This window comes from Gemella parahaemolysans (genome assembly GCF_053758945.1).
Map to the genome: position 1 here is coordinate 1 of NZ_JBSMTP010000001.1, position 24,029 is coordinate 24,029.

Sequence of the window (24,029 nt, forward strand, 5' to 3'; positions counted from 1 at the left end):
AAACTAGGATGCTTAAGTCCTAAGCAATATAGAATAAAACATATGACTGTATAAATATAAAAAAGATAGCGTAGCAGTCATTATAACTACTACGCTATTCTAAGTCTAACTTTTTGGGGTCAGATCAATTTATCTCTAGATGTCTTTAGTTTTATTTCTTTGACAATACAAAGTGTATAAAGTATAATTATCTCATATTCGAGATAATTATAAGATAAATAAGTGTATAATAAAAGCAGGAGAATCCTTATGAATAATGAGTTTAAAGCTGTTATTGGAATTATGAGAGCAAGTAATTTATTAGTGGGTGATTTAAAGAAAACTTTAAAGAATTATCCAATAAATGCAACTGAATTTTCTGTTATGGAATTTTTATATAGTAAAGGTGAGAAGAGTATTCAAGAAATACGTGATAGAGTATTACTTGCTAGTGGAAGTGCAACATATGTTGTTGATAACCTTGAAAAAAAAGGATATATTAATAGAAAGATTTGTCAAAAGGATAAAAGAGTAACTTACATTAAGTTAACAAAGGTAGGGGAAGATTTAATGGATGATATTTTCCCTATACATAAAATTAATACTAAAAAAATTTTCGATGATTTAACTGAAGAAGAATTAGATACATTGAAAAAAATATTAAAAAAAATAAACTAGAGGCTTATGCCTTTTTTAACAAATAAATATCTTGAAATTGAGATAATACAGGAGGATAAAAAATGATAGAGCTAGGAATTAGTACATTTGGTGAAACAACTGAAATAGAAGGAACAGGTATAATACCAACGCATGATGAGCGTATTAGAAATATGATTGAAGAGATGAAACTTGCAGATGAAGTTGGATTAGATCTTTATGCAATAGGGGAACATCATAGAGAAGATTTTGCAGTATCAGCACCTGAAATATTATTAGCAGCTGGAGCTGCTGTAACTAAAAATATAAGATTAAGTTCTGCGGTGACAGTGTTATCATCTTCGGATCCAGTAAGAGTTTATCAACAGTATGCAACAATAGATGCTATTTCTAATGGTAGAGCAGAGGTTATGGTGGGACGAGGTTCTTTTACAGAATCATTCCCATTATTCGGTTATGATTTGGCAGACTATGAGGAGTTGTTTGACGAAAAATTAGCTATGTTGGAGAAAATAAAAGCTAATGAGAAATTAACATGGGAAGGGAAACATACACAAAAGGTAGAAAATAAGGGAGTATATCCGAGAAGTGTTCAAAAAGATTTTCCAATCTGGGTAGCGACTGGAGGGAATATAGAGTCAACTATTAAAATAGCTCAAAAAGGATTACCTATAGCATATGCGATAATTGGTGGACAATACAAAGCTTTCAAGGGATTAACAGATTATTATATAGCTATAGGACGTAATGCGGGTCATAGTGAAGATAGATTAAAAATTGCTTCACACTCATGGGGATTTGTAGCTGAAACTGATGAAGAAGCGATTAAAAAATATTTTCATCCAACAAAACAAGTAGTGGATGCAATTTCGAAGGATAGGCCATTTTGGAGACCGCTTACCTTTGAGCAATATTTAAATAGTGTAGGTTCAGACGGATCGATGTTAGTAGGAAGTCCTGAAACTGTCGCAAATAAACTTATTGATATGATAGAAATATTAGGATTAGATAGATTTATGTTACATCTTCCACTGGGTTCTATGCCACATGAAGACATTATGAAAGCTATAAAACTATTTGGTGAAGAAGTTGCGCCGAAAGTTAGAGAGCATTTTAAGAATAAAAATTTATAGAAGATAGTGTGATTCTCATTCCAGTAAATTATAGCGAAAATAATATATATCTATGTTATAATGAGTAAGTAATATAAGAAATGGAGTGTATAGATGATATTAGATAAGTATAAATATTTATTATTTGATTTAGATGATACCTTATTAGATTTTGGTAAGGCACAAATTTTGGCTTTTAAAAAACTATTAGAGGATGAAAATATTGAGTATAATGATGAGCTATTTGAAAAATATGAAACTATAAATAAATCTTTGTGGAGAAGTTTTGAACGTGGAGAAATTTCGAATAAAGAAGTTACGAGTGAAAGATTTATAAGATTTTTTACATTGTTCGATAGAAAAGTCGATGGTAGCGAAATAGATAATAGATATAGAGATTATCTTGCTGAGGGAAATCAACTTTTTGAGGGAATAATTGAAATGTTAGAGAAATTAATAATAACACATAAATTATATGTGGCTTCTAATGGAATTGGGATTACTCAGCATACGAGATTAAAAAATAATAATCTTAATAAATATTTTGAGAGGATTTTTATCTCTGAAGAAATAGGGAGTAAAAAGCCAGATAGAGAATTCTTTGATATTATTTTTAAAGAAATAGGTGTTGAGAATAGGGAGGAAGTTTTAATGATAGGCGATACGCTAACATCAGACATACTAGGAGCTAATAATGTAGGGATTGATAGTTGTTTAGTAGATATTCATAAAATTTCTAATTTAGAAATAGTACCTACATATAAAATTGATAAGACGATAGATTTATTGGAATTATAAAAGAAAATGTCTAGGTTGATATATTATCAACTTAGACATTTTCTTTTATAAACTGTGATCGTTGTATTTAATGTTTTCTAATGCGATGAAGCAATGTTCAATATCGTATTCTTCCTTAAGTACTATTTTAACATTTTCTACAATCTTATAATCATGACTTGTTTCATATTCATCTAGTAAAATATGCATTGCAGCATTGATTTCATTTGTATCTGTGTGCCAGATGTGAAATTCGTGAATATCTGCAATACCTTCTACTTCTTTAATTTTATTGTAAATTTCTTCCGTATCCAAAGTAGTTGCTTCCATTAAAATAACAAATGATGATTTAGTAATTTTATAACCACCTTTGAAAAGAATTATACTGATGATAATACTCATAATAACATCAACGATTTGATAGTTTGTAAAGTAAATAATAGTTGATGAAATTATGATTCCGATTGAACTTATTAAATCACCAAGGAAATGCCATAGAGCACTTTGAATATTTAAATTATCTTCTTCTTTTAAACTTTTTGTTAAAATTATAGTAACAACTATATTAAAAATTAATCCGATAGTTGATATTATAAGCATTGATTTGAAATCAATATCTTTAGGATTGAAGAATCTCATGAATCCTTCAAATATTAAGTAAATCGAAATACCAATTAGCATAAGACCATTGATAAAGGCTGCTAGTACTTCTAATCTGACAAAACCAAAAGTATATTTTTTATTTGGTTTTTTTGAACTGAATAGTAATGCAATTAGACTGAACCCTAATGCAATAACATCAGAGAACATATGGAAAGAATCTCCTAAAAGTGCTAATGAGTTAGAAAGAAGACCTCCGATGTATTCTAATAACGCAAAACCTATTGTTAAAATTAATGTTGTATAGAGTACTTTTTTTGAATATGCTTGAATTTTGTAATGTTTTTTATGATGAAAATTTGTTTGTATCATTTTATTCTCCTTTTTTCTAGAATATTGCTATTATAATTCATGTTAAAGAACATTACAAAAATACTGCACTGATAACAATTATTAGTACTTATATCATTAGGTTCTATTGCATTTTTTATATTAGTTTGATAAAATTAAGAAGAATTTAGAAGAAAAAAGGTGGAAAAAATTATGCGTATTTTATGTATTGGGGATAGTAATACTTGGGGCTATGTTCCAGGAGAAGATGGAGTAAGAACAGACAAACGTTGGACGAAATTATTAGAAAAACTTCGTCCTAATGATACAATAATAGAAGAAGGACTTTGTGGTAGAACTGTAATTGCAAAAGACACAATCGTACCTGTTAGATGTGGTATTGATACATTACCAATTCTAATGTTAAGTCATGTACCTGTTGACTTAGTAATCGTAATGTTAGGTACAAATGATCTAAAAAAACAATTTAATCCAAGTGCTAAACTAATTGCAAAAGGGATAGAAGAATACATTAAATATATTAGGAATCCACATTTAATAGCTGGGTATAAAATCCCAAAAATTCTTGTTGTATCACCAGTTCCGTTACGTGACGAAATAGTGGATAGATATAGTTTATTTGGTGAATTCGATGAAAATAGTTTAAAACAATCAAAATTCTTAGCACAAACATTTAAAGAAGTTAGTGATAAGTACGAAGTTGATTTTTTAAATGCTGGGCGTGTAGCAGAAACTTCATTAGTGGATTGCATTCACCTAGATGATAAAAATCATGAAAAATTAGCGAAGTATATCGCTAGTAAAGTTTCAGAAATCCTGGATTACGAAGAAGCAAGATAAAAAAAGGTAGTAAACTTTCTAACTTAGAGAGTTTACTACTTTTCTATTTTTTATATTGTTTAAAAGATTGATAACTTATAGCATAACATAAAATACATAGTAGAATATATTTCCAATCAAATTCTAAAACAAAAAACAGATTGGTGAATAATAAATTAAATATTGTAAAATATACACCAATTATATACGTGTTACCTGATTGCTTAGTCATTGTTCTATTAATAGTTTTTAGAGTTTTATAAAATATGATTAATAATATGATGAAAATAATACTAATTGACCAATATATATTTGTAGGTAAATCAATTTTGAAATTATTTAATGCTAGAGCAAAGGCAGTCGTGTTAGTCATAATAAATAAATGACTAGTTAAGTGATAAAAATTTATATCTCTTACATGAACACTTCTAGATATAAAGCTTGGAAATAGTTGGCTTACAGTGAAAGTAAGAAGTATAAACCAGTAACTATAATCTATAAATATTAAACCTAATAATAAAGAAAGTGTACGACCAGTATGAATATAACAAAATGGTTCTGTTAGTTTTTTTATCATAAGCTCTTTTTTATCTGTAAGAATATACTCGGTTATATGTTGAACACTTAATATTACAGATAGTATAATTAATGTTGCAAGTATATATTTAATATTTAAAGAGTTTCTCACTAGTAAATTCACTAAAACGAGTATTTGTGAAATTAAAAAGAAGTAATTAATAAAACTATCTTTTCCATATCTGTTTAGATGAACAACTTCCAACAGCCAACTATTAAAGAAAATAATAAAAAGTAGTATAAAGTGAAAGAAGTCATATATTGATTTATTTGAAAATGAATACTCTACTGAGAATTTACTTATTAATAAAGACAATGAAATTGTATAAAAAGAGATTAGAATGGTCTCTTTTTTTAAAATAAAATTCAAGATAAAGCTTCCTCCTTACTACTATAATAACTCTCATTTTGATAAAAAAATATTGAAGTTATCCGTAGCATAGAGCTAGGGGGATAACTCCAACCTTCTAAACAAAACTGAAAGAAGTTATAATCATATTCTAACAAAAAAGTATGAAGATAGCAATAATATAGAAAATGATAAAATAAATATTAGGTGAAAAATGTATTTGTAATAGAAAATTTTGAAAAAGTAACTCCCGATATTAGTTTTTTTAATACTGGGAGTTAGCTATAAAATTTATTAGTTATTTTTTAAATTTTTTATGAGTTTCTGTATAGAATACTAATCCTAAAAGTGTAAGAAGAACGCCACTTATAGCTAATGTAAATTGTGTGATAAGTGCAGCGATAACTATATAGGCGCCACCAATTATAGAAATCCATGGAATTATTGGATATAAAGGAACTTTATAAGGCCTTGGCATATTTGGTTCTTTTTTACGAAGAACAAATACAGCAAAGAATGTTGCGATAAAGAAAATCCAAATTGTAAATAATAAGAAATCTGTCAAAGTATCAAATTCTCCTGTAAACATCATTCCAATTGTTAAAATTAATGTAACAAAAGCAGAGTAATAAGGAATTGAAAATCTATTTAGTTTAGTCCAAAATCTTTTAAATGGAATTTGATTTTTCATAGCCATTGCATACGGGACGCGAATAGCTGTCATAGTAAATCCATTCATTGTTCCATAAACACTAATCATAATTCCAATGGTAATTATCTTTCCTCCATTAGGACCGAATAATTTAGTAGCAACATCATTAGGGACATTTCCATTTCCAGAAATTTGTTCCATAGGCATAGTAAGTAAATATGCAACATTTATTAGTAGATAGATTGTAGTAATTACTAACAATCCATATAGAATCGCTCGTGGTAAGTCTTTTTTAGGATTCTTCATTTCTCCCGCAATTGTGCCAACATTACTCCAACCATCGTAACCATACATGGCGGCTAACATCGCAGCGCCAAGAGCAGCTAGTGCTGAAGATTCAACTGTAGTGTTAGAAGTACTACTAGGGAAAAGCATTATAGTAGTAGGATTTGGTTGTAGAAGTCCGAAAATAATAATAGAAATAATAGGAATAAGTTTACAAATTGTTGCTATAGTTTGTATACGGCCACTCGCTTTACTTCCTAATAAATTTAAACCAGTTACGGTTGTAGCAGCACATGCTCCAATGAAAATTGAGTATTTTTTGTCTATTTGAAATAGATTTAGGAATTGTGTTGCAAAAATAGCAGCAGCTGCAGCAATACTTGCCGGATAATAAATTACAGCTTGAGCCCAACCTAATAAATATGAAACATTTTTTCCATATGCACGCTCTACCCATACAATCATCCCACCTGTTTCAGGCATCGAAGCTGCAAGTTCTGCAGTGGTTAGTCCTGCGCAAATGCTTATGATTCCAGCAAGAACCCATGCAAGTAGACCGAGACTAACACTTCCAGTGGTTTTATAGATTACAGCGGCTTTAAAGAATACCCCTGATCCAATAACAACACCGACGACTGTTGAAAATGCTCCGAAAAATCCGATTTCTTTTTTTAAATTTTCCAAAATATACCTCCTTAATGAATTTTTTGTAATTAATATTTGAAAATTAAGTAAAAATAGTGATAAATGACATAAGTTTTAAATAATCGTTTAAGTATTTAAAGTTTATATTTTAGCGTATTTATTATATATTATTTTTATATTCTTAACAATAGTTTAATTAAAAATAAAGGATAAATTTTAAGGGGAATACATTGTTTAAGAGAAGAAGAAAAAACATAGCTAAATATAAATAACATCTAATTATTATTTATTGTGATAGTCTAATTAATACATTTGATAAAACAAGATAAATTATAGTATTAAAAAATAGTGAAATTCTTATTAAAGATTTAACAAAATCAGTGAAAATATGTTATAATAGTGAGTATCTGAATAAAAATACTAGATTATACTAGAAAGGAATTTAACATGACAGAAGAAATTAAAGTAGATGTACAAGATTTAAATGATCAAATGCTTGTTCGTCGTGAAAAAATGGAAGCTATGAGAGAAAGTGGTTTAGATCCATTCGGAACTAAATTCGAAAGAACTCATCTTTCAAATGAAATTGTAGCAGAATATGATAAATATAGTAAAGAAGAATTAGAAGAAAAAAATATCTCTGTAACAATTGCAGGACGTATTATGACAAAACGTGGTAAAGGTAAAGCAGGATTTGCTCATGTTCAAGACTTAGGTGGTCAAGTTCAAATTTACGTTCGTCAAGATAGAGTAGGAGATTCTTATGAATACTTCAAGACTCTTGACCTTGGTGATATTGTAGGTGTAACAGGAGTACTATTCAAAACTAACGTAGGTGAATTATCTGTTAAAGCTGATAAGTTTGAAATTTTAACAAAAGCACTACGTCCACTACCTGACAAATTCCACGGCCTTAAAGATGTTGAAGAGCGTTACAGAAGAAGATACGTTGACTTAATTATGAATGAAGACAGTAAAGAAACATTTATTTTACGTTCAAAAATTATTCAAATTATGCGTAGTTATTTAAATGAACGTGGATACCTAGAAGTTGAAACTCCAATGATGCACTCTGTTGCTGGTGGGGCTGCAGCTCGTCCATTCGTAACACATCACAATGCGCTTGATATGCAATTATTTATGCGTATTGCTCTTGAATTACCATTAAAACGTTTGATCGTTGGTGGTTTAGAAAAAGTATATGAAATTGGTCGTGCATTCCGTAACGAAGGTGTATCAACAAGACACAACCCTGAGTTTACAATGATTGAGTTATATGAAGCATATGCTGACTATAATGATATTATGGACTTAACTGAGTCTATGATTGCATACATCTGTAATGAAATTCACGGTACTACAAAAATTATGTATGGTGAAGATGAAATTGATTTAACTCCAAAATGGCGCCGTGTTCACATGGTAGATGCTATTAAAGAAGTAACTGGTGTTGACTTCTGGCAAGAAATGACAGACGAACAAGCTCATGCATTAGCAAAAGAGCACAATGTTCCAGTTAGAAAAGACATGAAAGTTGGGCATATTATTAATGAATTCTTCGAAACATTTGTAGAAGAAACATTAGTTCAACCAACATTTGTTTATGGACACCCTGTTGAAGTATCACCATTAGCTAAAACAAATGCTGAAGATACAAGATTTACTGATCGCTTTGAGCTATTTATCGTTAGACGTGAACATGCGAATGCATTCAGTGAGTTAAACGATCCAATCGATCAAAAAGAAAGATTCTTATCTCAAATGGATGAAAAAGATGCTGGTAACGAAGAAGTTTATGAAATGGACGAAGACTTCGTAGAAGCACTAGAATACGGTATGCCTCCAACAGGTGGATTAGGAATTGGAATTGATAGATTAGTTATGTTATTAACTAACTCAGCTTCAATCCGTGACGTATTACTTTTCCCATATATGAAACATAAATAAGAAAATGTTTTCCGGAAAAATCCGCAAAATATCCGCTTATTGAAAAAAGGGCAAATATTTATAAAAATTAAATCTCCCTAAAATTTAGGAAGCTTTAATAGAAAATTAAAGGGAGCTTGGTCTCCCTTTTTGTATATAATAAGATATATAAGGAGTATCAAATGGCAAGTTTTTTTGATAAATTAAAAGAAAAATTTTCTGCTAAGGAAGAATTAAATGAAGAACTGATTTCACTTGATGAATATGAAGAATTCGTCGAGAGTCAGTTTGTAACTGAAAAATTTAAAAAAGGACTTAAGAAATCACGCGATAATTTCTCTAATGCACTTAATAACTTAATTAGTTCATATAGAGAAATTAACGAGGAGTTTTTCGAGGATTTAGAAGAACTATTAATTCAATCAGATGTTAGTTACAACACAGTATTAGAGTTAGTTGATTACTTAAAAGCCGAGTCACAAAGACAAAATCTAAAAGAACCAAGTGAACTTCAAAGTATGATTATAGAAAAACTTGTAGATGTTTATATGGAAGGTACTGTAAAATCTGAATTAAACTATGCACCAGAAAAAGAACTTTCAGTATTTCTATTTGTAGGAGTTAATGGTGTTGGTAAGACAACTTCAATTGGTAAACTAGCTCATAATCTTAAAAAAGAAGGGAAAAAAGTTCTTATAGCTGCTGGAGATACATTCAGAGCTGGTGCAATTGATCAGCTTGATGTATGGGCTAAACGCAGTGGTGCTGATATAGTTAAATCACATGAAGGAGCTGATTCAGCAGCGATAATCTTTGATGCGATTCAATCTGCCAAAGCAAAAGGTTACGATGTATTATTATGTGATACGGCTGGTCGTTTACAAAATAAAGATCATTTAATGAAAGAGCTTGAAAAAATAGTTCGTGTAATTAAGAAGGAAGTTCCAGAAGGTCCTCATGAAGTGTTATTAACAATCGATGCGACAACAGGACAAAACGGAATTCTTCAGGCTAAAACATTCAAAGAAGTCAGTGATGTTACAGGGGTAATCCTTACTAAACTTGATGGAACGGCCAAAGGTGGTATTGTTATAGCTATTAAAAAAGAGTTAGGAATCCCTGTTAAACTAGTTGGATTAGGAGAGAATATTGATGATTTAGAAGTGTTTGATCCTGAGCAATATATCTATGGATTATTCTATCAAGAAAATACCGAACATAAAGATGAACAAGTAGAAGAATAAGAAATAATTTTTATAAATATCCATTTTACAATATTTTATAATATAGTAAAGTGGATATTTTTTACTAATTTATTAATAATTATTAAAATTAAATTGCTATAGTAAATCAATTAAAATATTTTAATATTAAATTAGAATTATTTATTAAAATTAATTGAAAAAAAAGCAATAAAAGTATATAATAGATATATTAAGAAGGCAATAATATATGGAGGATTATAATGGGATTTTTATCTAAATTATTCGGAAAAAAAGAAGAACAAGTACAAGAGTTAGTTTTAAACTCATACATGAAAGGTAAAGTAGTAGATATTACTGAAGTACCCGATCCAGTATTTGCTCAAAAAATGATGGGAGATGGATTTGCGATTATTCCAGAAGAAGGAAAATTAGTATCTCCAGTTGCAGGAGAAATTATCCAAGTGTTCCCAACAAAACACGCTTTTGGTATTAAATCAGGAGAAGTTGAACTTCTTATTCACGTAGGGTTAGAAACAGTTGCTATGAAAGGTGAAGGATTTGATGTAGCTGTATCTGCTGGAGATAGAGTTGAAGTAGGTCAAACTTTATTAACTTATGATTTAGAATTAGTTAAAGAAAAAGCTAAAGATATTATTACTCCTTGTGTAGTTACAAATATGGATTCAGTAGCTAACATTGGTGTATTAAAATTAAATGAATCTGTTGATTTCTCACAAGAAGTAGCAAAAGTAAAACTTAAATAGACCTAGGTCTATTTAAGTTTTACTGTTAGTGGCGAAATTATGAATGATAAGAAATTTTGGAAGATTATATATCTGTATATAACAAAATATAATTATAATATATTATATTATCGTCCAGAAAAGAAAGATGTCTGGCTTATTAATGAAGATAATGAATTAATAAGATTTATATATGGGGATAGTTTTAAATCAACAGAAATAGATAGTATAGTTTCTAATGTAATTAGAAATGAAGTTAGACTTAAAAAAATGTTTAAACTGAGTAGTTTAAAAATGAAAATCCTTTATGTTTCTCCTGACTTTGATGATGCTATCGATGACTACAAAAAATATAGAATTTCAAGTGGTTTAATTATTGAACGCATACTTTATAATACAAAAAATAGTAAACTATTTTTAAGGGAAAAAGATGCTAAATTTATTGAAGAAACACCTGATACTCTTAGATACAAAAATAGAGTAGTTGAACTTTATAAAAATCAAACACTAGATAGAAATACTTTTAATATAAAATATAATATTTTATCTGGAATGTATTTATTATTATTCTTAGTGAATTTCATTGTTGTATATGCATCGTATAGCAATAATTCATTATTTAGTCATTTAGAATATAGTTATCAAAAAATAATTAGTGGACAGTTTTATCGAATGTTTACAAGTGTTTTTGTTACTGATAATTCTTTGAAACTATTATTTATATTACTATTTATTTTTGTAAGTTCGATACTGTTTAATAGAACAGTAAGTATATTAAAGACTACAGGAATATTATTTTTAGTATCATTTATTTTTAATTTATTGTTGATATTAGGTTATTCTGGTACACTTGATATTGCTTTAGTTTCTAATATTGCAATATTCGGTTCGATTTTTATGAATCAACTCAGTAAAAAAAATGATAATTTGAAATTTTTATATTCTGGAGCGGTATCAATAGCTTATTTAATTCTAGTCACACTCGTGTTTGAAACATCCATAATACTTTATATTTTTTCATTCATATTGGGAGTATTTTTAGAACTACTTCTAATGAAGAGAAAGAATTTGAATTTTTTACTTTTATTTATATTAATTTTTTGTATTTCAGGAGAATTGATTCAGGTGATGGGTGTTAATACTAAAAGTATAATAAATGGATATAGAGCGAGTAGAATAGACAGTAGATTAGTAAAAGCGTATACTGATGAAGATATATTTAATTTAGAAAAAGAATTAATCTCTAAGAATAAATCTGTGCTTACATATTATGAATTGGGTATGGTAAAAATAACAACTTCAACTAAGCAAGATGCTAAAAAAGTTTTTCTTGAGGGAATAAATTTTGATGATACTTTTGCGCCAATTTACTATAACTTAGCTGTTATAGAGCGTCAAGAGGGAAATTATGAAAAAGCTAAAGAGTATGCTCGAAGAGCTTTTGCTCTAGATGGTAGTGAAAAAAATAAAAATCTTACAGATGAATTGAGTAAGTTTTAAGGTGATGTAAATGATAAATTTTTACGATTTGCAACAGTTTTTAAAATCTTTTGGTATAATAATATATATGAAAGATAGAAAACATACACTAAGTATGGTAGAATATGAAGTAAGAGAGTTAAGACGTTTAGAATTAATTACTAAGGAAGAGTTTATAAGAGCAATAGCAATTATTAGACATGAACTTAATTGTGAATTATCAAAAGGATAGGTGAGGATAATGGAAAATAACCTTATTTTTATAAAGGTACGTAAGAGAATAGAAGAAGATGTTATGAAAATAGAAGAGATGATAAATGCATGTGTTTCTGTAAAAGGTCAGAGAAAATGTCCATTATATCAAGATGTAATTGATACACAGATTTATGGTCTTTCAAAAGAAATTAATATTGCAGTAGAAATAGGGTGTATTTCTGAAGAAGCTGGACGTATTATTTTGGCTGATTTAGAAGATAAGGCCAGTGAAATGTATGCGAGTGTAATTTCAGAAAGTAAAGCAAATTAGTATGATTTTTTTTAAAAGATTACATAGAGCTATAAAGCATGAGAAAAGGCATGTAAGATTAGATTGGATGGTTGCATTAACATTATTAATTTTACTTGTTTTAAGTTGTATGATGGTTTATAGTGCAAGTATGATAGGAAATAAATATGGAACATTTACTTCAGGAGTTCCTGTACCTGAAACTTATTTTCTGCGACGACAGGCAGCGTGGGTAATATTATCATATGTAATATTTTTAATATTTTCAGTTGCAGTGCCTTTCGAAGTTTTTAAAAATAAATCTGTATTGAAAAATGGATTTTTAGTGATGGTATTTTTACTTCTGATACCTCAACTTATGCCAGCTATTAATGGAGCTAAATCATGGATAAGAATAGGTGGATTTAGTTTCCAGCCATCTACATTGGCTCAGTTATTTATTATTATGTACATGGCGTTTATTTTAGAGACAAGAAAAGAAAAATTGTTACACGTATGTACAAGCTCAGAGTTGATAAAAGTCTTTTGGATTCCGTTGGCGTTAGTAACGTTAATAGCGATGCAAAATGATACAGGAATGATGCTTATAACATTATCTGTAATTGGTATAATGACTTTTTGTTCTAATATGCATTCGCAAAATGTGAAAAAAATCTTATTACTCGCTTTGATTGCAGGTGTAGCAGTTCTTTTCTTATTCATGTTAAAAAGTGCAATATTTAGTAGTGGTACATCGTATAGAACCAATCGTCTTAAAGTATTTTTAAATCCTTTTTCAGAAGATTTAGCAGCGGCAGCCGACCAAGTGATAAATTCATATGTTGCCTTTGGTAATGGTGGATTATTCGGAAGGGGATTAGGTAATTCTATCCAGAAGTTAGGTTATCTGCCTGAAGCTCATACTGATTTTATTCTTGCGATTATAGCAGAGGAGTTAGGATTTATTGGAGTATTATTTGTAGTTAGTTTGTTAATAATAATAATTGGGAAAGTAATTTTTTCTGGTACGAAGTCAAGAAATACATTCTCAGCGATGTATTCTTTAGGTTTTGCTAGTCTATTAGTTGTCCAAGGAGTTGTTAATATAGGTGGGGTTACTGCATCTATTCCAATGACAGGTGTCCCATTACCATTTATTAGTAATGGTGGTAGTTCTATTTTAATATTAAGTATGGGGTTAGGAATAGCTACTAACATTTTATCTCATGTAAAATATTTGCGTAGTAATAGTAAAAAATAATTGAGAATTTGGGTTGATAATATTGATCCAAATTCTTTTTATATTATTTAGATTATGAAATAGAAAAATTTATAATTTATTATGATGAGGCTTGCTAACTTTAGATAATCAAGCTATAATAGTAAAGGTAACTTTTAAAGGAGATTTTAGATGAAATTAGAACAATTTGATTTTTATTTACCTGAGGAACTTATAGCACAAACACCTCTTTTAAAAAGAGATACTAGTAAATTACTTTGTGTAAATAGAAAAAATAATTCACATGAACATAAAGTTTTTTCAGATATTATAGATTATTTTAATCCTGGTGATACTTTAGTACTTAATAATACTCGAGTAATGCCAGCACGATTATATGGTGCTAAAAAGGATACAGGTGCTGCAATAGAGGTACTTTTGTTAAAAAATCTTGGTCATAATGACTGGGAGTGTCTTGTTAAACCTGCTAAGAGAATAAAAGAAGGTAGTATAGTATCTTTTGGTGACGGTATAATGGAAGCAGTTTGTACAAAAGTATTAGATGATGGATTTAGACATTTTGAATTTATATATGAGGGAATTTTCCAAGAAAGATTAGATGAACTTGGAACTATGCCGCTTCCACCATATATTAAAGAAAGATTAACTGATAAAGAAAGATATCAAACAGTTTATTCGAAAGAGGTAGGAAGTTCAGCTGCTCCAACAGCAGGGCTACACTTTACGAAAGAGTTATTAGAAAAGATAAAAGAAAAAGGTGTAAATATAGCTTATTTAACCCTTCATGTAGGACTAGGAACATTTAGACCTGTTGCTGTAGAAAATATTGAAGAACATGATATGCATTCAGAATACTATACTTTAGACGAAGATACAGCAAAAATAATTAATAAAACAAAAGAAAAAGGTGGAAGAGTATTTTCTGTAGGTACTACTTCTACAAGAACATTAGAAACAATTGCACGTGATAATAATGGGAAAATTGTTGCGGCTTCAGGATGGACAAATATTTTTATTTATCCAGGATTTGAATTTAAATGTGTTGATGGTCTTATTACAAACTTCCACTTACCAAAATCATCATTAATAATGCTTGTAAGTGCATTTTATGATAGAGAAAAAGTTATTGAATTATATAACATAGCAGTTGAGAATAAATACCGTTTCTTCAGTTTTGGAGATGCGATGATAATAATCTAGTTTAAGAAAGGAAATATTTATATGAGAGATGTAAAAGAAAATGCAGTATGGTATGAACATATAAAAACTTGTAAACAATCGGGTGCAAGATTAGGTATTGTTCACACACCTCATGGTAGCTTCGAAACACCTGTATTTATGCCAGTTGGAACGCAAGCTACTGTAAAAGCAATGTCACCAGAAGAAGTAAAAGGAATGGGGGCAGATATTATTTTATCTAATACTTATCATCTTTGGTTGCGTCCTGGTGAGGAGATTGTTGAAAAAGCTGGTGGACTTCACAAATTTATGAATTGGGATGGAAGTATCTTAACAGACTCAGGAGGATTCCAGGTATTTTCTCTAAGTGAGATGAGAAAAATAGAAGAAGAGGGAGTTCATTTTAAAAATCATTTATCTGGAGAAAAATTATTCTTATCACCAGAAAAAGCCATGCATATTCAAAATGCTCTAGGATCAGATATTATGATGGCTTTTGATGAATGCCCTGACTATAATCATGACTATAAATATATTCGTCAATCTGTAGAGCGAACAAGTCGTTGGGCTGAGAGATGTCTAAAAGCACATAAAAACCCTAAGACACAAAGTATCTTTGGTATAGTTCAAGGTGCTGGATTTAACGACCTTCGTGAACAAAGTGCGAAAGACTTAGTGAGTATGGATTTTCCAGGATATGCTATTGGTGGTTTATCTGTTGGAGAACCAAAACATGAGATGTATAGAGTTTTAGAACATGTAACACCATTATTACCAGCTAATAAAGCAAGATACTTAATGGGAGTAGGATCTCCTGATGCACTATTTGAAGGTGTATTAAGAGGAGTTGATATGTTTGACTGCGTATTACCGACACGTATTGCACGTAATGGAACATGTATGACTTCTGAAGGGCGTGTTGTAGTTAAAAATGCTAAATATGCTGAAGACTTTACACCACTTGATCCAGAGTGTTCTTGTTATTGTTGTAAGAATTATACGAGAGCCTATCTTCGCCATTTATTCAAAGCTGATGAAATCTTTGGAGCAAGATTAGCAACAACTCACAATATACACTTTTTAATTAATATGATGAAAGATATTCGTCAGGCAATTAGAGAAGATAGATTATTAGATTTTAAAGAAGAGTTCTTTGAAAAATATGGATTAAATCAAGAAAATCCTAAAAATTTCTAAGAATTTAATAAAAAAAGAATAATAAAGGTTTATTTTTTACTGAGTATATAGTAGAATAAATATATATTAAACAAATGGAGGTAAATCATGCAATATTCATATATTAATATTATTATGATTGTAGTTCTTTTCGCTTTCATGTACTTCATGATTATTAGACCACAATCTAAAAGAAATAAAGAATTAAAACTTCTTCAAGATTCTTTAAAAGAAGGAGATAGAATTGTAACTTTCGCAGGAATTTACGGAGATATCGTAGAAGTAGGGACAGTAACAGTAAAAGTAAGGATTGCACCAAAAGTAGAAATCGAATTAGACAGAAATGCTATTCGTAGTCTAGTTGCAAAATAATAAATATAAAAAGCAGATTATTTGAGTAATCTGCTTTTTTTTTTTTTTCAAAAGAAGAGAGTTAAATTAAATACATAGTATAAAAAATAGTTTGTATACTTATTATATTGTATCATATGTATATATTGATAGTTAAGGAAAAAACAGCTTAATAGCGATAAATAATGTAAGTATTCTATAAATAATAATATGAATATAAGTATAAAAAATCTTATCATTAAAAATAAATAAAAAAATGAATTGAAAATTAAAATTGATATATATTATATTTTAGTTTATACTAAAAGAAATATAGAAACAATAGATAACTATTAAGAGTGTTAATTGCTTTCTATATAAATATTTTTAATAAAATTATTTGGAGGCAATATGATTAAAGATAATAAAATTCTAAAATATGGAATAAAAAAATTAAGTTTTGGAATAGTATCTATAGCTGTTGGAGCTGTCATATTCTTGAGTGGAGATGCTAGTGCACACGAAGAAATTCTTACAAAAGATAGTGGTAATATAGAAAAAGTTACTTCTAAAAATAGTGTTTCAATTACTGAAAAGAATAATATATCAAAGGATTATAATATAAAATCTAGTAATAAGTTAGGTATTGAGGAAACTAAAGAAGAACTTAAAATTGAAAAAAATTTACCCAAGAAAACAGAATTAAATACTAATATATCGAATATTTCCGAAATAGAAATTATAAAAAATAAGAATGGTATAACAGGTTCGAATTCTTTAAACCATAATTTAAATGTTATTGATAAGCGAGTAGATGATAGTAGTGATATTGCTAGTTTACTAACGAAGGTAATTAATAAAAATTCAGAAGAAAATAAAGTAATACCTGAAACAGTTGAAAATACGGAAGAATTTGTAGAAAAAGGGACAAAAATTATTTCTAGACTAACTAGCAAATATGCTGAAGATATAGCAAGAGGATATATTGGTTTAGAAGGTGGGAAATACGATAGTCTAATTTATAAAAAAGCAGTGCTTAATCCTGATGGGGATGATGACGGGGATGGTATAACCAATAAAGATGAATTATATATTTATAAAAAAGATGGACGTACTTATCTTGGATACGATATACATCCAAGATTAGCAGATACTGATGGAGATGGATTAAATGATAAAGTAGATAAGGATAAATTAATCTGGAACATATCAGCAAGGGATATGGCTATGTTTATCAATTTAGTTTATGAGAATGACAAAAAAATAGACGATATCCTAAGAAAGCAAGCTCCAGTAGAAAAACTTTCAAATAATATCCAAAAGATGGCTAACAATGAACTTGGACCATATTGGAGAGTAAAAGAAACATATCACCAAGACAATGGACTTGATGCGGTGCTATTTGAAACAACTAATAATTTCCCATTTTTAAAAGGAGATAAGATTCAAGTTCTTGCTTTTGCAGGTACAAATGTTAAACAAGCAGGAGATTTGAAGGCTGATTTAGCATTGTTTTTTGGTAATGAATCGAATCAGAGTGAAGCAGCTATTCAATTAATGAAAAAAATTAAAAGTGATAGTACTATTACGAATTTATACATTACTGGGCACTCATTAGGTGGTTACCTATCTTTAAGAGCTACAGCAACAGCAGAAAAAGATAAATTTGGTAAGTATAAACAAACTTATACGTTCAATGCTCCAAAAGTTAAGAGTGGTTGGTTCTGGGGAGTACCTAAGGATGATGTGAAAATTTCAGAAGAATTAGCGAAAACAGGCAAGATAAAAAATTATTATACTGATAATGATAACATAATTCCAGGAAATCTTCAGCCTAGTAATAAAATAAGCATAGGTAGAAGTGCAGGAGCACATTCATCAACATCATACTTTGAAAGTAGAGTTAATTCAAATTCAGCTTTTAATTTTGGAAAACGTCAAGGAATGGATGGAGTTGGATATCGTGATGAGAATATAAATAAATTAAGTATAATTGATCCAGAAAAGGGTACATTGAGTAAGACATTCTTACCAACTTTAGTTGATGATAAACCAGTTTCTATAATGATTGGAGAAAAGATTAAAGATAGAGATGTCCTTAATAAGATTAATCGTGATTTATTACCAGTAAATATCAAATTAACAGTAGTTTCAACAGATGAATTAACAACATTAGGTTTAAAACATGCTAGGGTTAAAGTTTCTTATTTAGATGATAATACTAGCAATAATATTAATGTTCCAATTTTTGTAACTGAGGCTGATAAAAAAGAACTAATTTCTGTAGTAAATGCTGCTAAAAAACTAGTAGAGTCAGTTGTAGATTTATCTGATAAAACAGTAAAATCAGTGGAAAATTATAATCGTGCGAAATATAATTTAACAAAAAAATTAGAAGAAGCCGCTACTACTGTTTCAAGTTCACTTACTCCCCAGTTAGTCATTAATAATATAACTAAAGAAGTTGCTAATTTAGGTATGAGTGTTATTAATACACGTGCTGCTTTAGAACTTACAGAAGCGGGTAAATATGAACCTAGAGTAATAAATGATGAACAGATTTTATTACATCGTGGTTCTAGTATAAATTTAGATACAGTTATAAATAAAATTTTTAAGGATAATATACCTCAAAATACTAACTATGAAATACTAAATTCTACAGAGTTTGGAGAATTAGGTGATATTGTAGCAAAGGTGAAAGTAACATATTCAGATAATTCGTTTGATATCGTGAATATACCGATTAGAATTTATACTGATTCTAAAGGAGATTCCTTAATACAAGAAGAGAATCCCGAGCTAGTAATAAGTGAAAAAGGTGAGTCATTGGTACAAGAGGAGAACCCAGAACTAGTGATAAGCGAAAAAGGTGAAGCGTTGGTGCAAGAGGAGAACCCAGAACTAGTGATAAGCGAAAAAGGTGAGTCATTGGTACAAGAGGAGAATCTCGAGCTAGTGATAAGCGAAAAAGGTGAGCCATTGGTGCAAGAGGAGAACCCAGAACTAGTGATAAGCGAAAAAGGCGAAGCCTTGGTGCAAAAAGAGAATCCCGAGCTAGTGATAAGTGAAAAAGGAGAATCACTAGTAAAAGAAGAGAATCCCGAGCTAGTAATAAGTGAAAAAGGAGAATCACTAATAAAAGAAGAGAATCCAGAACTAGTGATAAGCGAAAAAGGTGAGTCATTGGTACAAGAGGAGAAACCTAGTGCTGATATTGAATCTTTAAAAACTAAAAATCTAGGCGTAGAAGTAGAATTATTAAGTAATATTAAAAATATTTCCTTAAATGTTAAGGTTGTAAAAAATAGTAAGCAATTAACAAGTATTAGTAAGACGTTGTCTGTAGAGAAAGATAAAGTAAGAGTGTTAGACTTGAAGTTAACAAAAAATGCTAGTGTGCTAAATCTTAATAATAAAAGAATAGTTCGAATTGCTTTACTAGAAAATGAAAGTAATAAGATTAATATATATCATGTAGAAAAGAATGGTAAGTTAACATTCGTATCATCGGAAGTCAAGAATAAGGTAGTTCAGTTTAACATAGATCATTTCAGTTTATTTGCGATTGTAGATTTTAGTAAAACTATTAAAAATAATGAAAAGAATGAACAAAAACAAATTATATCGGAAAGTAAAAAACAACAAAAGTCTTCAACTGATATAAAAGATAGAATAAATATTGGTAATGAAATTTTAAATTCTAAAACAATTAAGATGAGTAATTTAAATGAAAAAAAAGAGAAAATTGATAATAACTTATTCAAAAACGGCAGAATTGTCAGTGAAAATATTATTGAGTCAAATAATAACTTCAAACAAATCTCTATCTTACCAAAGACTGGAGATAGCTCTTCAAGTAGACTTCCTATAGTAGTGGAAGTAGGATTAATTATAGGAGTTCTAGGTATTAGAAAATATAATAGATAAAAAATAAAATCAAACTGATAAGAAAATTTATCAGTTTGATTTTTAAATTATTTACTAAAAACATTTTTCCATTCAGAACGTTTTTCTAAGAATTTTTTAGCTTCCATTTGGGCACCTTCTAAAGAGTGAGATGCTGCCCAACCGCATTGTACTTCATTACATGCAGGAACTTCAGTAGCTACAAGGACATCCTCTAGTGTTTTCGCAAGTGCTTCTTCAACTTCTTCGTAACTATCATTGTTAATTACTGATAAGTAGAAACCTGTTTGGCATCCCATTGGACCAAAATCTAGTACATTATCAAGGTGATTTCTGATAAGTTCAGCGATTAAATGCTCTAAAGAGTGAAGGTTAGGCATTTCTAAGTGTTCTTTATTTGGTTGACAAAATCTAATATCATATTTATATATTTTATCACCATTATCCCCAGAATATACACCAACTAATCTAATATATGGTGCAACAACTTTAGTGTGGTCTAGATTAAAACTTTCAACATTCATTTTCTTTTCTGTCATCAATATATCTCCATTTCTGTAATTTAATTAGCAGTTATAATTATACTATATTTTTGAAAAATATAAAATTAATAAGAATAAAACTGATGCTCGTGTGAACATCAGCTTTAATAATTATTTTTCCAATGGGATAAGTTTATTCATTATTATTGCTACAATTGCACCAACAGCAATAGGAGAACCTATTAAGTATTGAAGTAATTGAGGAGCGCTAGCTTTTAATTCTGCGGGAATAAATAATAATCCAATTGTAAACATTAATGGTACTCCGATAATGTATAATTCTCTTTCAGAGAAGTCTAGATTTTTAACAACTCTAAATCCGTTTAGCAGGATGATAATACATACTACTGAGAATACCCCACCGATTACTGCAGAAGGAATTGAATTAATTACGGCAGAAAGTTTACCTAAGAATGATAATCCGATAAACCAAAATGAAGCCATAACGAATACTTTTCTGCTGGCTACACCTGTGATAGAAATAATTCCAGCATTTGTAGAATAACCTGTAACAGGAGTTGCTCCGACTAGAGCAGCAACTAAACATCCGATTCCTTCTCCGATAACCCCTTTGTTGACTTGAGTATCGCTTAAAGGTTGATCAATAACTGAGCTTACTGCATACCAAGTTCCTGTAGTTTCAGCTAAAAGTACCATGTAAATAATAATCATTGTAATAATAGCAGAGATTTCAAAATGTATACTATAATCTAAGAATAATAGTTTTGGCATTGAGAAAAAGCTAGCATCTTTAATTCCTTGAGTATTAAAACCACCCATTAAGTATGCAGAAAATGTTCCGATAGCTAAGGCGATTATTACTGAAGAAATTTGGAAAATTCTTTTGAATTTATTAACGTAATTCCCTAAGGTAGAAAATAGAATTAAAGAAGCGGCTGTAATAAATGCTAATAATACATTTTGCTTCATTGTTAGACCGTTTCCTTCGATGTAGATATTACTTACAAAAGCTGAAGGAAGTAAAGTTAATCCTACAATCATAATTATAGTTCCACTAACGATAGAAGGTATGTAATTTTTTACTATATATTTATAAATACCAGAATATCCAAGCAAGATAACTAAAATAGCACCAACAATACTAGCGCCTAGAACAGTACCAAGATTTTTAGTTCCCATATATATACCAATAATAGCACCAAGAGGAATAAATGATGGACCTTGACAAACAGGTAATCTTAGATAGAATAATACCTGAATTAATGAGGCGATACCAGCACCTAGAAAGGTAGATTGAATTAAACCAGTAGCATCACCAGGTGATAATGCAATAGCGGTTGCTAAGATAAAAGGTGGTACGTAGACATCCATTGCAAGGACGTGTTGTAAACCTAAGATTAGGGATTGTGAAAGTGGAATATTTTCTTCAACACCTATAGTTAAATGTTTATTTTGTTTCGTCATAAAAAACGTAATCTCCTTTTTTATTTTTATGTTATTAATCTTTTTTTAGAATTTGTTTACCTTGAACCCAAACTTCACGAATATTTTCTGAAGTAGAAAGGTATAATATTTTTTGAAGAAGGTGTTTTTCTTCTTCATTATCTAAATAATTTGGAAGTTTATTTATTGGTATATTGATATCGATGACTTGGAAATCGCAAATATACCCCTCTTTAAAAATCCCTAGTGGTAATTTTAAAGCTTCACCACCACCAGTAGTTGCAAGATAAAATGCTTCAAATACACTCACTTTTGAATCATGATTACCACGACAACTAGCTTCCAGTCTATTGTCAACTCCGTCATTTAACATCCTACTAGCCATGACCGTATGTTTTATATTGTCATATAGGCTAGGGGAGAACCCTCCGGAGATATCAGTACCTAAACAAATATTTAAACCTTGTTTTTTCAGTCTGCTAACAGGTAAAACTGCATTAGCAAAATATGAGTTAGAAATAGGACAGTGACAAACTGAAGATTTATTATTTTTGAAAATATTAGCATCTTCTGAGTTAATAAAATTACCATGAGCCATTATTGACTTATCAGTTAGTAGACCAAATTGATTCAAAACTTCGGTATCTCTTTTTCCAAATCGTTCAAGAACGAAATTATGCTCCCAATCACTTTCGCTACAATGACTTTGTATATAGCAGTTATATTTCTTTGCTAATTTCCCTAGCTCTAAAAGAGTATTGTCTGTACAACTTGGAACAAAACGTGGAGTAATAACTGGATATACACCTTGAGGTACATCTTTTGAAAGCTTCTGTACATCATTGATAAACTTCTCAGTATTTTCAATAGCTTCTTGTGTACTATTATCTCGGTAAAAATCAGGATTCATAATGTCATCATCCATAACTACTTTTCCGACGAACCCTCTTTGTCCCAAATTAGCACAAATTTTTGCTAATTCGAGAGTAGCATCATTATGAATAGTTCCAAAGTACATTGCAGAAGTAGTACCATTAGCTAATAATGTTTTTACTAGATCAGTATAAACTTCTCGTGCGTAGTTGATATCTTTATATTTTGATTCTAAAGGGAAGGTAAAATTATTTAACCAGTGGCTTAATTCGTCATCCAAAGCAAGTCCTGCTTGTGGCCATTGTGGAGCATGGATGTGTAAATCGATAAAACCAGGTAAAAGAACTTTATCTTTAAAATCAATAAAGTTACTATTATGTGAGTATTGATTTAATATTTGTTGATAATTTTCATCTTCTTTTTTAATAATTTCAGAAATAATTCCATTATCAGAAACTAAAAGTATAGCCTGTTCTAAAAATTCAATTTCACCATACTTTGGACTATGAAAAAAAGATGCTTTAATAATTTTTTCGGTTTCCATATTTTCATTTCTCCTAAAGAATTTTTATAAATATAACATGAAAAACGAACGTTGTCAACAGAAAAATATAAAACTTAAAAATTTTTTTTAAAAAGACGAACATTAAAAGTGTTAATTAAACTTTAAAGTTCGTAAAAAAACAGGAGTGACTCAAAAATCGTGATTTCAGAGAAATCGATTTTGTTGAGTCAGT

The 24,029-nt window shown here is 29.5% G+C and carries 21 protein-coding genes; 15 read left to right on the top strand and 6 right to left on the bottom strand.

Features of this window, described 5'->3' with window-relative positions; translation table 11 throughout:
- The first annotated feature begins 249 nt into the window (after window positions 1-249).
- From ACWOBP_RS00005 to ACWOBP_RS00015, 3 genes are all read left to right on the top strand, one after another.
- Window positions 250-657 (top strand): MarR family winged helix-turn-helix transcriptional regulator, encoded by a 408-nt coding sequence (locus ACWOBP_RS00005; protein WP_455336919.1) that lies wholly within the window; start codon window positions 250-252, stop codon window positions 655-657.
- Window positions 658-719: 62 nt separating this feature from the next.
- Entirely contained in the window at window positions 720-1,769 is a 1,050-nt protein-coding gene (locus ACWOBP_RS00010) for an LLM class flavin-dependent oxidoreductase (RefSeq protein ID WP_455336920.1), read from the top strand.
- 93 nt (window positions 1,770-1,862) lie between these two features.
- Window positions 1,863-2,546 (top strand): YjjG family noncanonical pyrimidine nucleotidase, encoded by a 684-nt coding sequence (locus ACWOBP_RS00015; protein WP_455336921.1) that lies wholly within the window; start codon window positions 1,863-1,865, stop codon window positions 2,544-2,546.
- A gap of 45 nt (window positions 2,547-2,591) precedes the next feature.
- On the opposite strand, the gene ACWOBP_RS00020 is transcribed toward ACWOBP_RS00015, so the two are convergent.
- Window positions 2,592-3,497, bottom strand: coding sequence for a cation diffusion facilitator family transporter (locus tag ACWOBP_RS00020; protein WP_455336922.1), 906 nt, complete (start codon window positions 3,495-3,497; stop codon window positions 2,592-2,594).
- Between the two features lie 171 nt (window positions 3,498-3,668).
- Here ACWOBP_RS00020 and ACWOBP_RS00025 point away from each other — a divergent pair, with 171 nt between their 5' ends.
- Entirely contained in the window at window positions 3,669-4,316 is a 648-nt protein-coding gene (locus ACWOBP_RS00025; RefSeq protein WP_455336923.1) for a GDSL-type esterase/lipase family protein, read from the top strand.
- Between the two features lie 43 nt (window positions 4,317-4,359).
- On the opposite strand, the gene ACWOBP_RS00030 is transcribed toward ACWOBP_RS00025, so the two are convergent.
- Window positions 4,360-5,241, bottom strand: a complete 882-nt coding sequence (locus ACWOBP_RS00030) for a hypothetical protein (RefSeq protein WP_455336924.1) — start codon at window positions 5,239-5,241, stop codon at window positions 4,360-4,362.
- Between the two features lie 277 nt (window positions 5,242-5,518).
- Window positions 5,519-6,841, bottom strand: coding sequence for an APC family permease (locus tag ACWOBP_RS00035; protein WP_455336925.1), 1,323 nt, complete (start codon window positions 6,839-6,841; stop codon window positions 5,519-5,521).
- A 408-nt stretch (window positions 6,842-7,249) separates the two neighbouring features.
- Here ACWOBP_RS00035 and lysS point away from each other — a divergent pair, with 408 nt between their 5' ends.
- The 11 genes from lysS (at window position 7,250) to ACWOBP_RS00090 (ending at window position 20,494) form a co-directional block, all read left to right on the top strand.
- The gene (lysS, locus tag ACWOBP_RS00040) at window positions 7,250-8,749 is read left to right on the top strand and encodes a lysine--tRNA ligase (protein WP_455336926.1); all 1,500 of its coding nucleotides are present in this window, start codon (window positions 7,250-7,252) and stop codon (window positions 8,747-8,749) included.
- 161 nt (window positions 8,750-8,910) lie between these two features.
- Entirely contained in the window at window positions 8,911-9,972 is a 1,062-nt protein-coding gene (ftsY, locus tag ACWOBP_RS00045; RefSeq protein ID WP_455336927.1) for a signal recognition particle-docking protein FtsY, read from the top strand.
- A 221-nt stretch (window positions 9,973-10,193) separates the two neighbouring features.
- A complete protein-coding gene (locus ACWOBP_RS00050) occupies window positions 10,194-10,697 on the top strand; it encodes a PTS sugar transporter subunit IIA (RefSeq protein WP_455336928.1) in 504 nt (167 codons plus the stop codon).
- Window positions 10,698-10,736: 39 nt separating this feature from the next.
- The gene (locus ACWOBP_RS00055; protein ID WP_455336929.1) at window positions 10,737-12,176 is read left to right on the top strand and encodes a tetratricopeptide repeat protein; all 1,440 of its coding nucleotides are present in this window, start codon (window positions 10,737-10,739) and stop codon (window positions 12,174-12,176) included.
- 10 nt (window positions 12,177-12,186) lie between these two features.
- Window positions 12,187-12,387, top strand: a complete 201-nt coding sequence (locus ACWOBP_RS00060) for a YqgQ family protein (RefSeq protein ID WP_455336930.1) — start codon at window positions 12,187-12,189, stop codon at window positions 12,385-12,387.
- Window positions 12,388-12,396: 9 nt separating this feature from the next.
- The gene (locus ACWOBP_RS00065) at window positions 12,397-12,681 is read left to right on the top strand and encodes a DUF1507 family protein (protein ID WP_455336931.1); all 285 of its coding nucleotides are present in this window, start codon (window positions 12,397-12,399) and stop codon (window positions 12,679-12,681) included.
- 1 nt (window position 12,682) lies between these two features.
- Window positions 12,683-13,900 carry an FtsW/RodA/SpoVE family cell cycle protein gene (locus ACWOBP_RS00070; RefSeq protein WP_455336932.1) on the top strand — a complete coding sequence of 406 codons (1,218 nt, stop codon included), beginning with the start codon at window positions 12,683-12,685 and terminating at the stop codon, window positions 13,898-13,900.
- A 150-nt stretch (window positions 13,901-14,050) separates the two neighbouring features.
- Complete coding sequence (gene queA / locus ACWOBP_RS00075) at window positions 14,051-15,079, top strand: tRNA preQ1(34) S-adenosylmethionine ribosyltransferase-isomerase QueA (RefSeq protein ID WP_455336933.1); 1,029 nt, start codon at window positions 14,051-14,053, stop codon at window positions 15,077-15,079.
- Window positions 15,080-15,100: 21 nt separating this feature from the next.
- Window positions 15,101-16,255, top strand: a complete 1,155-nt coding sequence (tgt, locus tag ACWOBP_RS00080) for a tRNA guanosine(34) transglycosylase Tgt (protein WP_455336934.1) — start codon at window positions 15,101-15,103, stop codon at window positions 16,253-16,255.
- An 87-nt stretch (window positions 16,256-16,342) separates the two neighbouring features.
- The gene (yajC, locus tag ACWOBP_RS00085; RefSeq protein ID WP_274459341.1) at window positions 16,343-16,606 is read left to right on the top strand and encodes a preprotein translocase subunit YajC; all 264 of its coding nucleotides are present in this window, start codon (window positions 16,343-16,345) and stop codon (window positions 16,604-16,606) included.
- A gap of 369 nt (window positions 16,607-16,975) precedes the next feature.
- Window positions 16,976-20,494: a Rib/alpha-like domain-containing protein gene (locus ACWOBP_RS00090; RefSeq protein ID WP_455336935.1), complete on the top strand. Its 3,519-nt coding sequence runs from the start codon at window positions 16,976-16,978 to the stop codon at window positions 20,492-20,494.
- Window positions 20,495-20,541: 47 nt separating this feature from the next.
- Here ACWOBP_RS00090 and ACWOBP_RS00095 read toward each other — a convergent pair whose 3' ends face one another.
- The 3 genes from ACWOBP_RS00095 to guaD form a co-directional block, all read right to left on the bottom strand.
- On the bottom strand, window positions 20,542-21,012 hold the full coding sequence (locus ACWOBP_RS00095) for an S-ribosylhomocysteine lyase (RefSeq protein ID WP_048802077.1): 471 nt from the start codon (window positions 21,010-21,012) through the stop codon (window positions 20,542-20,544).
- Between the two features lie 114 nt (window positions 21,013-21,126).
- Complete coding sequence (locus tag ACWOBP_RS00100) at window positions 21,127-22,440, bottom strand: uracil-xanthine permease family protein (RefSeq protein WP_455336936.1); 1,314 nt, start codon at window positions 22,438-22,440, stop codon at window positions 21,127-21,129.
- A 34-nt stretch (window positions 22,441-22,474) separates the two neighbouring features.
- Window positions 22,475-23,836 (bottom strand): guanine deaminase, encoded by a 1,362-nt coding sequence (gene guaD / locus ACWOBP_RS00105; RefSeq protein WP_455336937.1) that lies wholly within the window; start codon window positions 23,834-23,836, stop codon window positions 22,475-22,477.
- Window positions 23,837-24,029 lie beyond the last annotated feature (193 nt).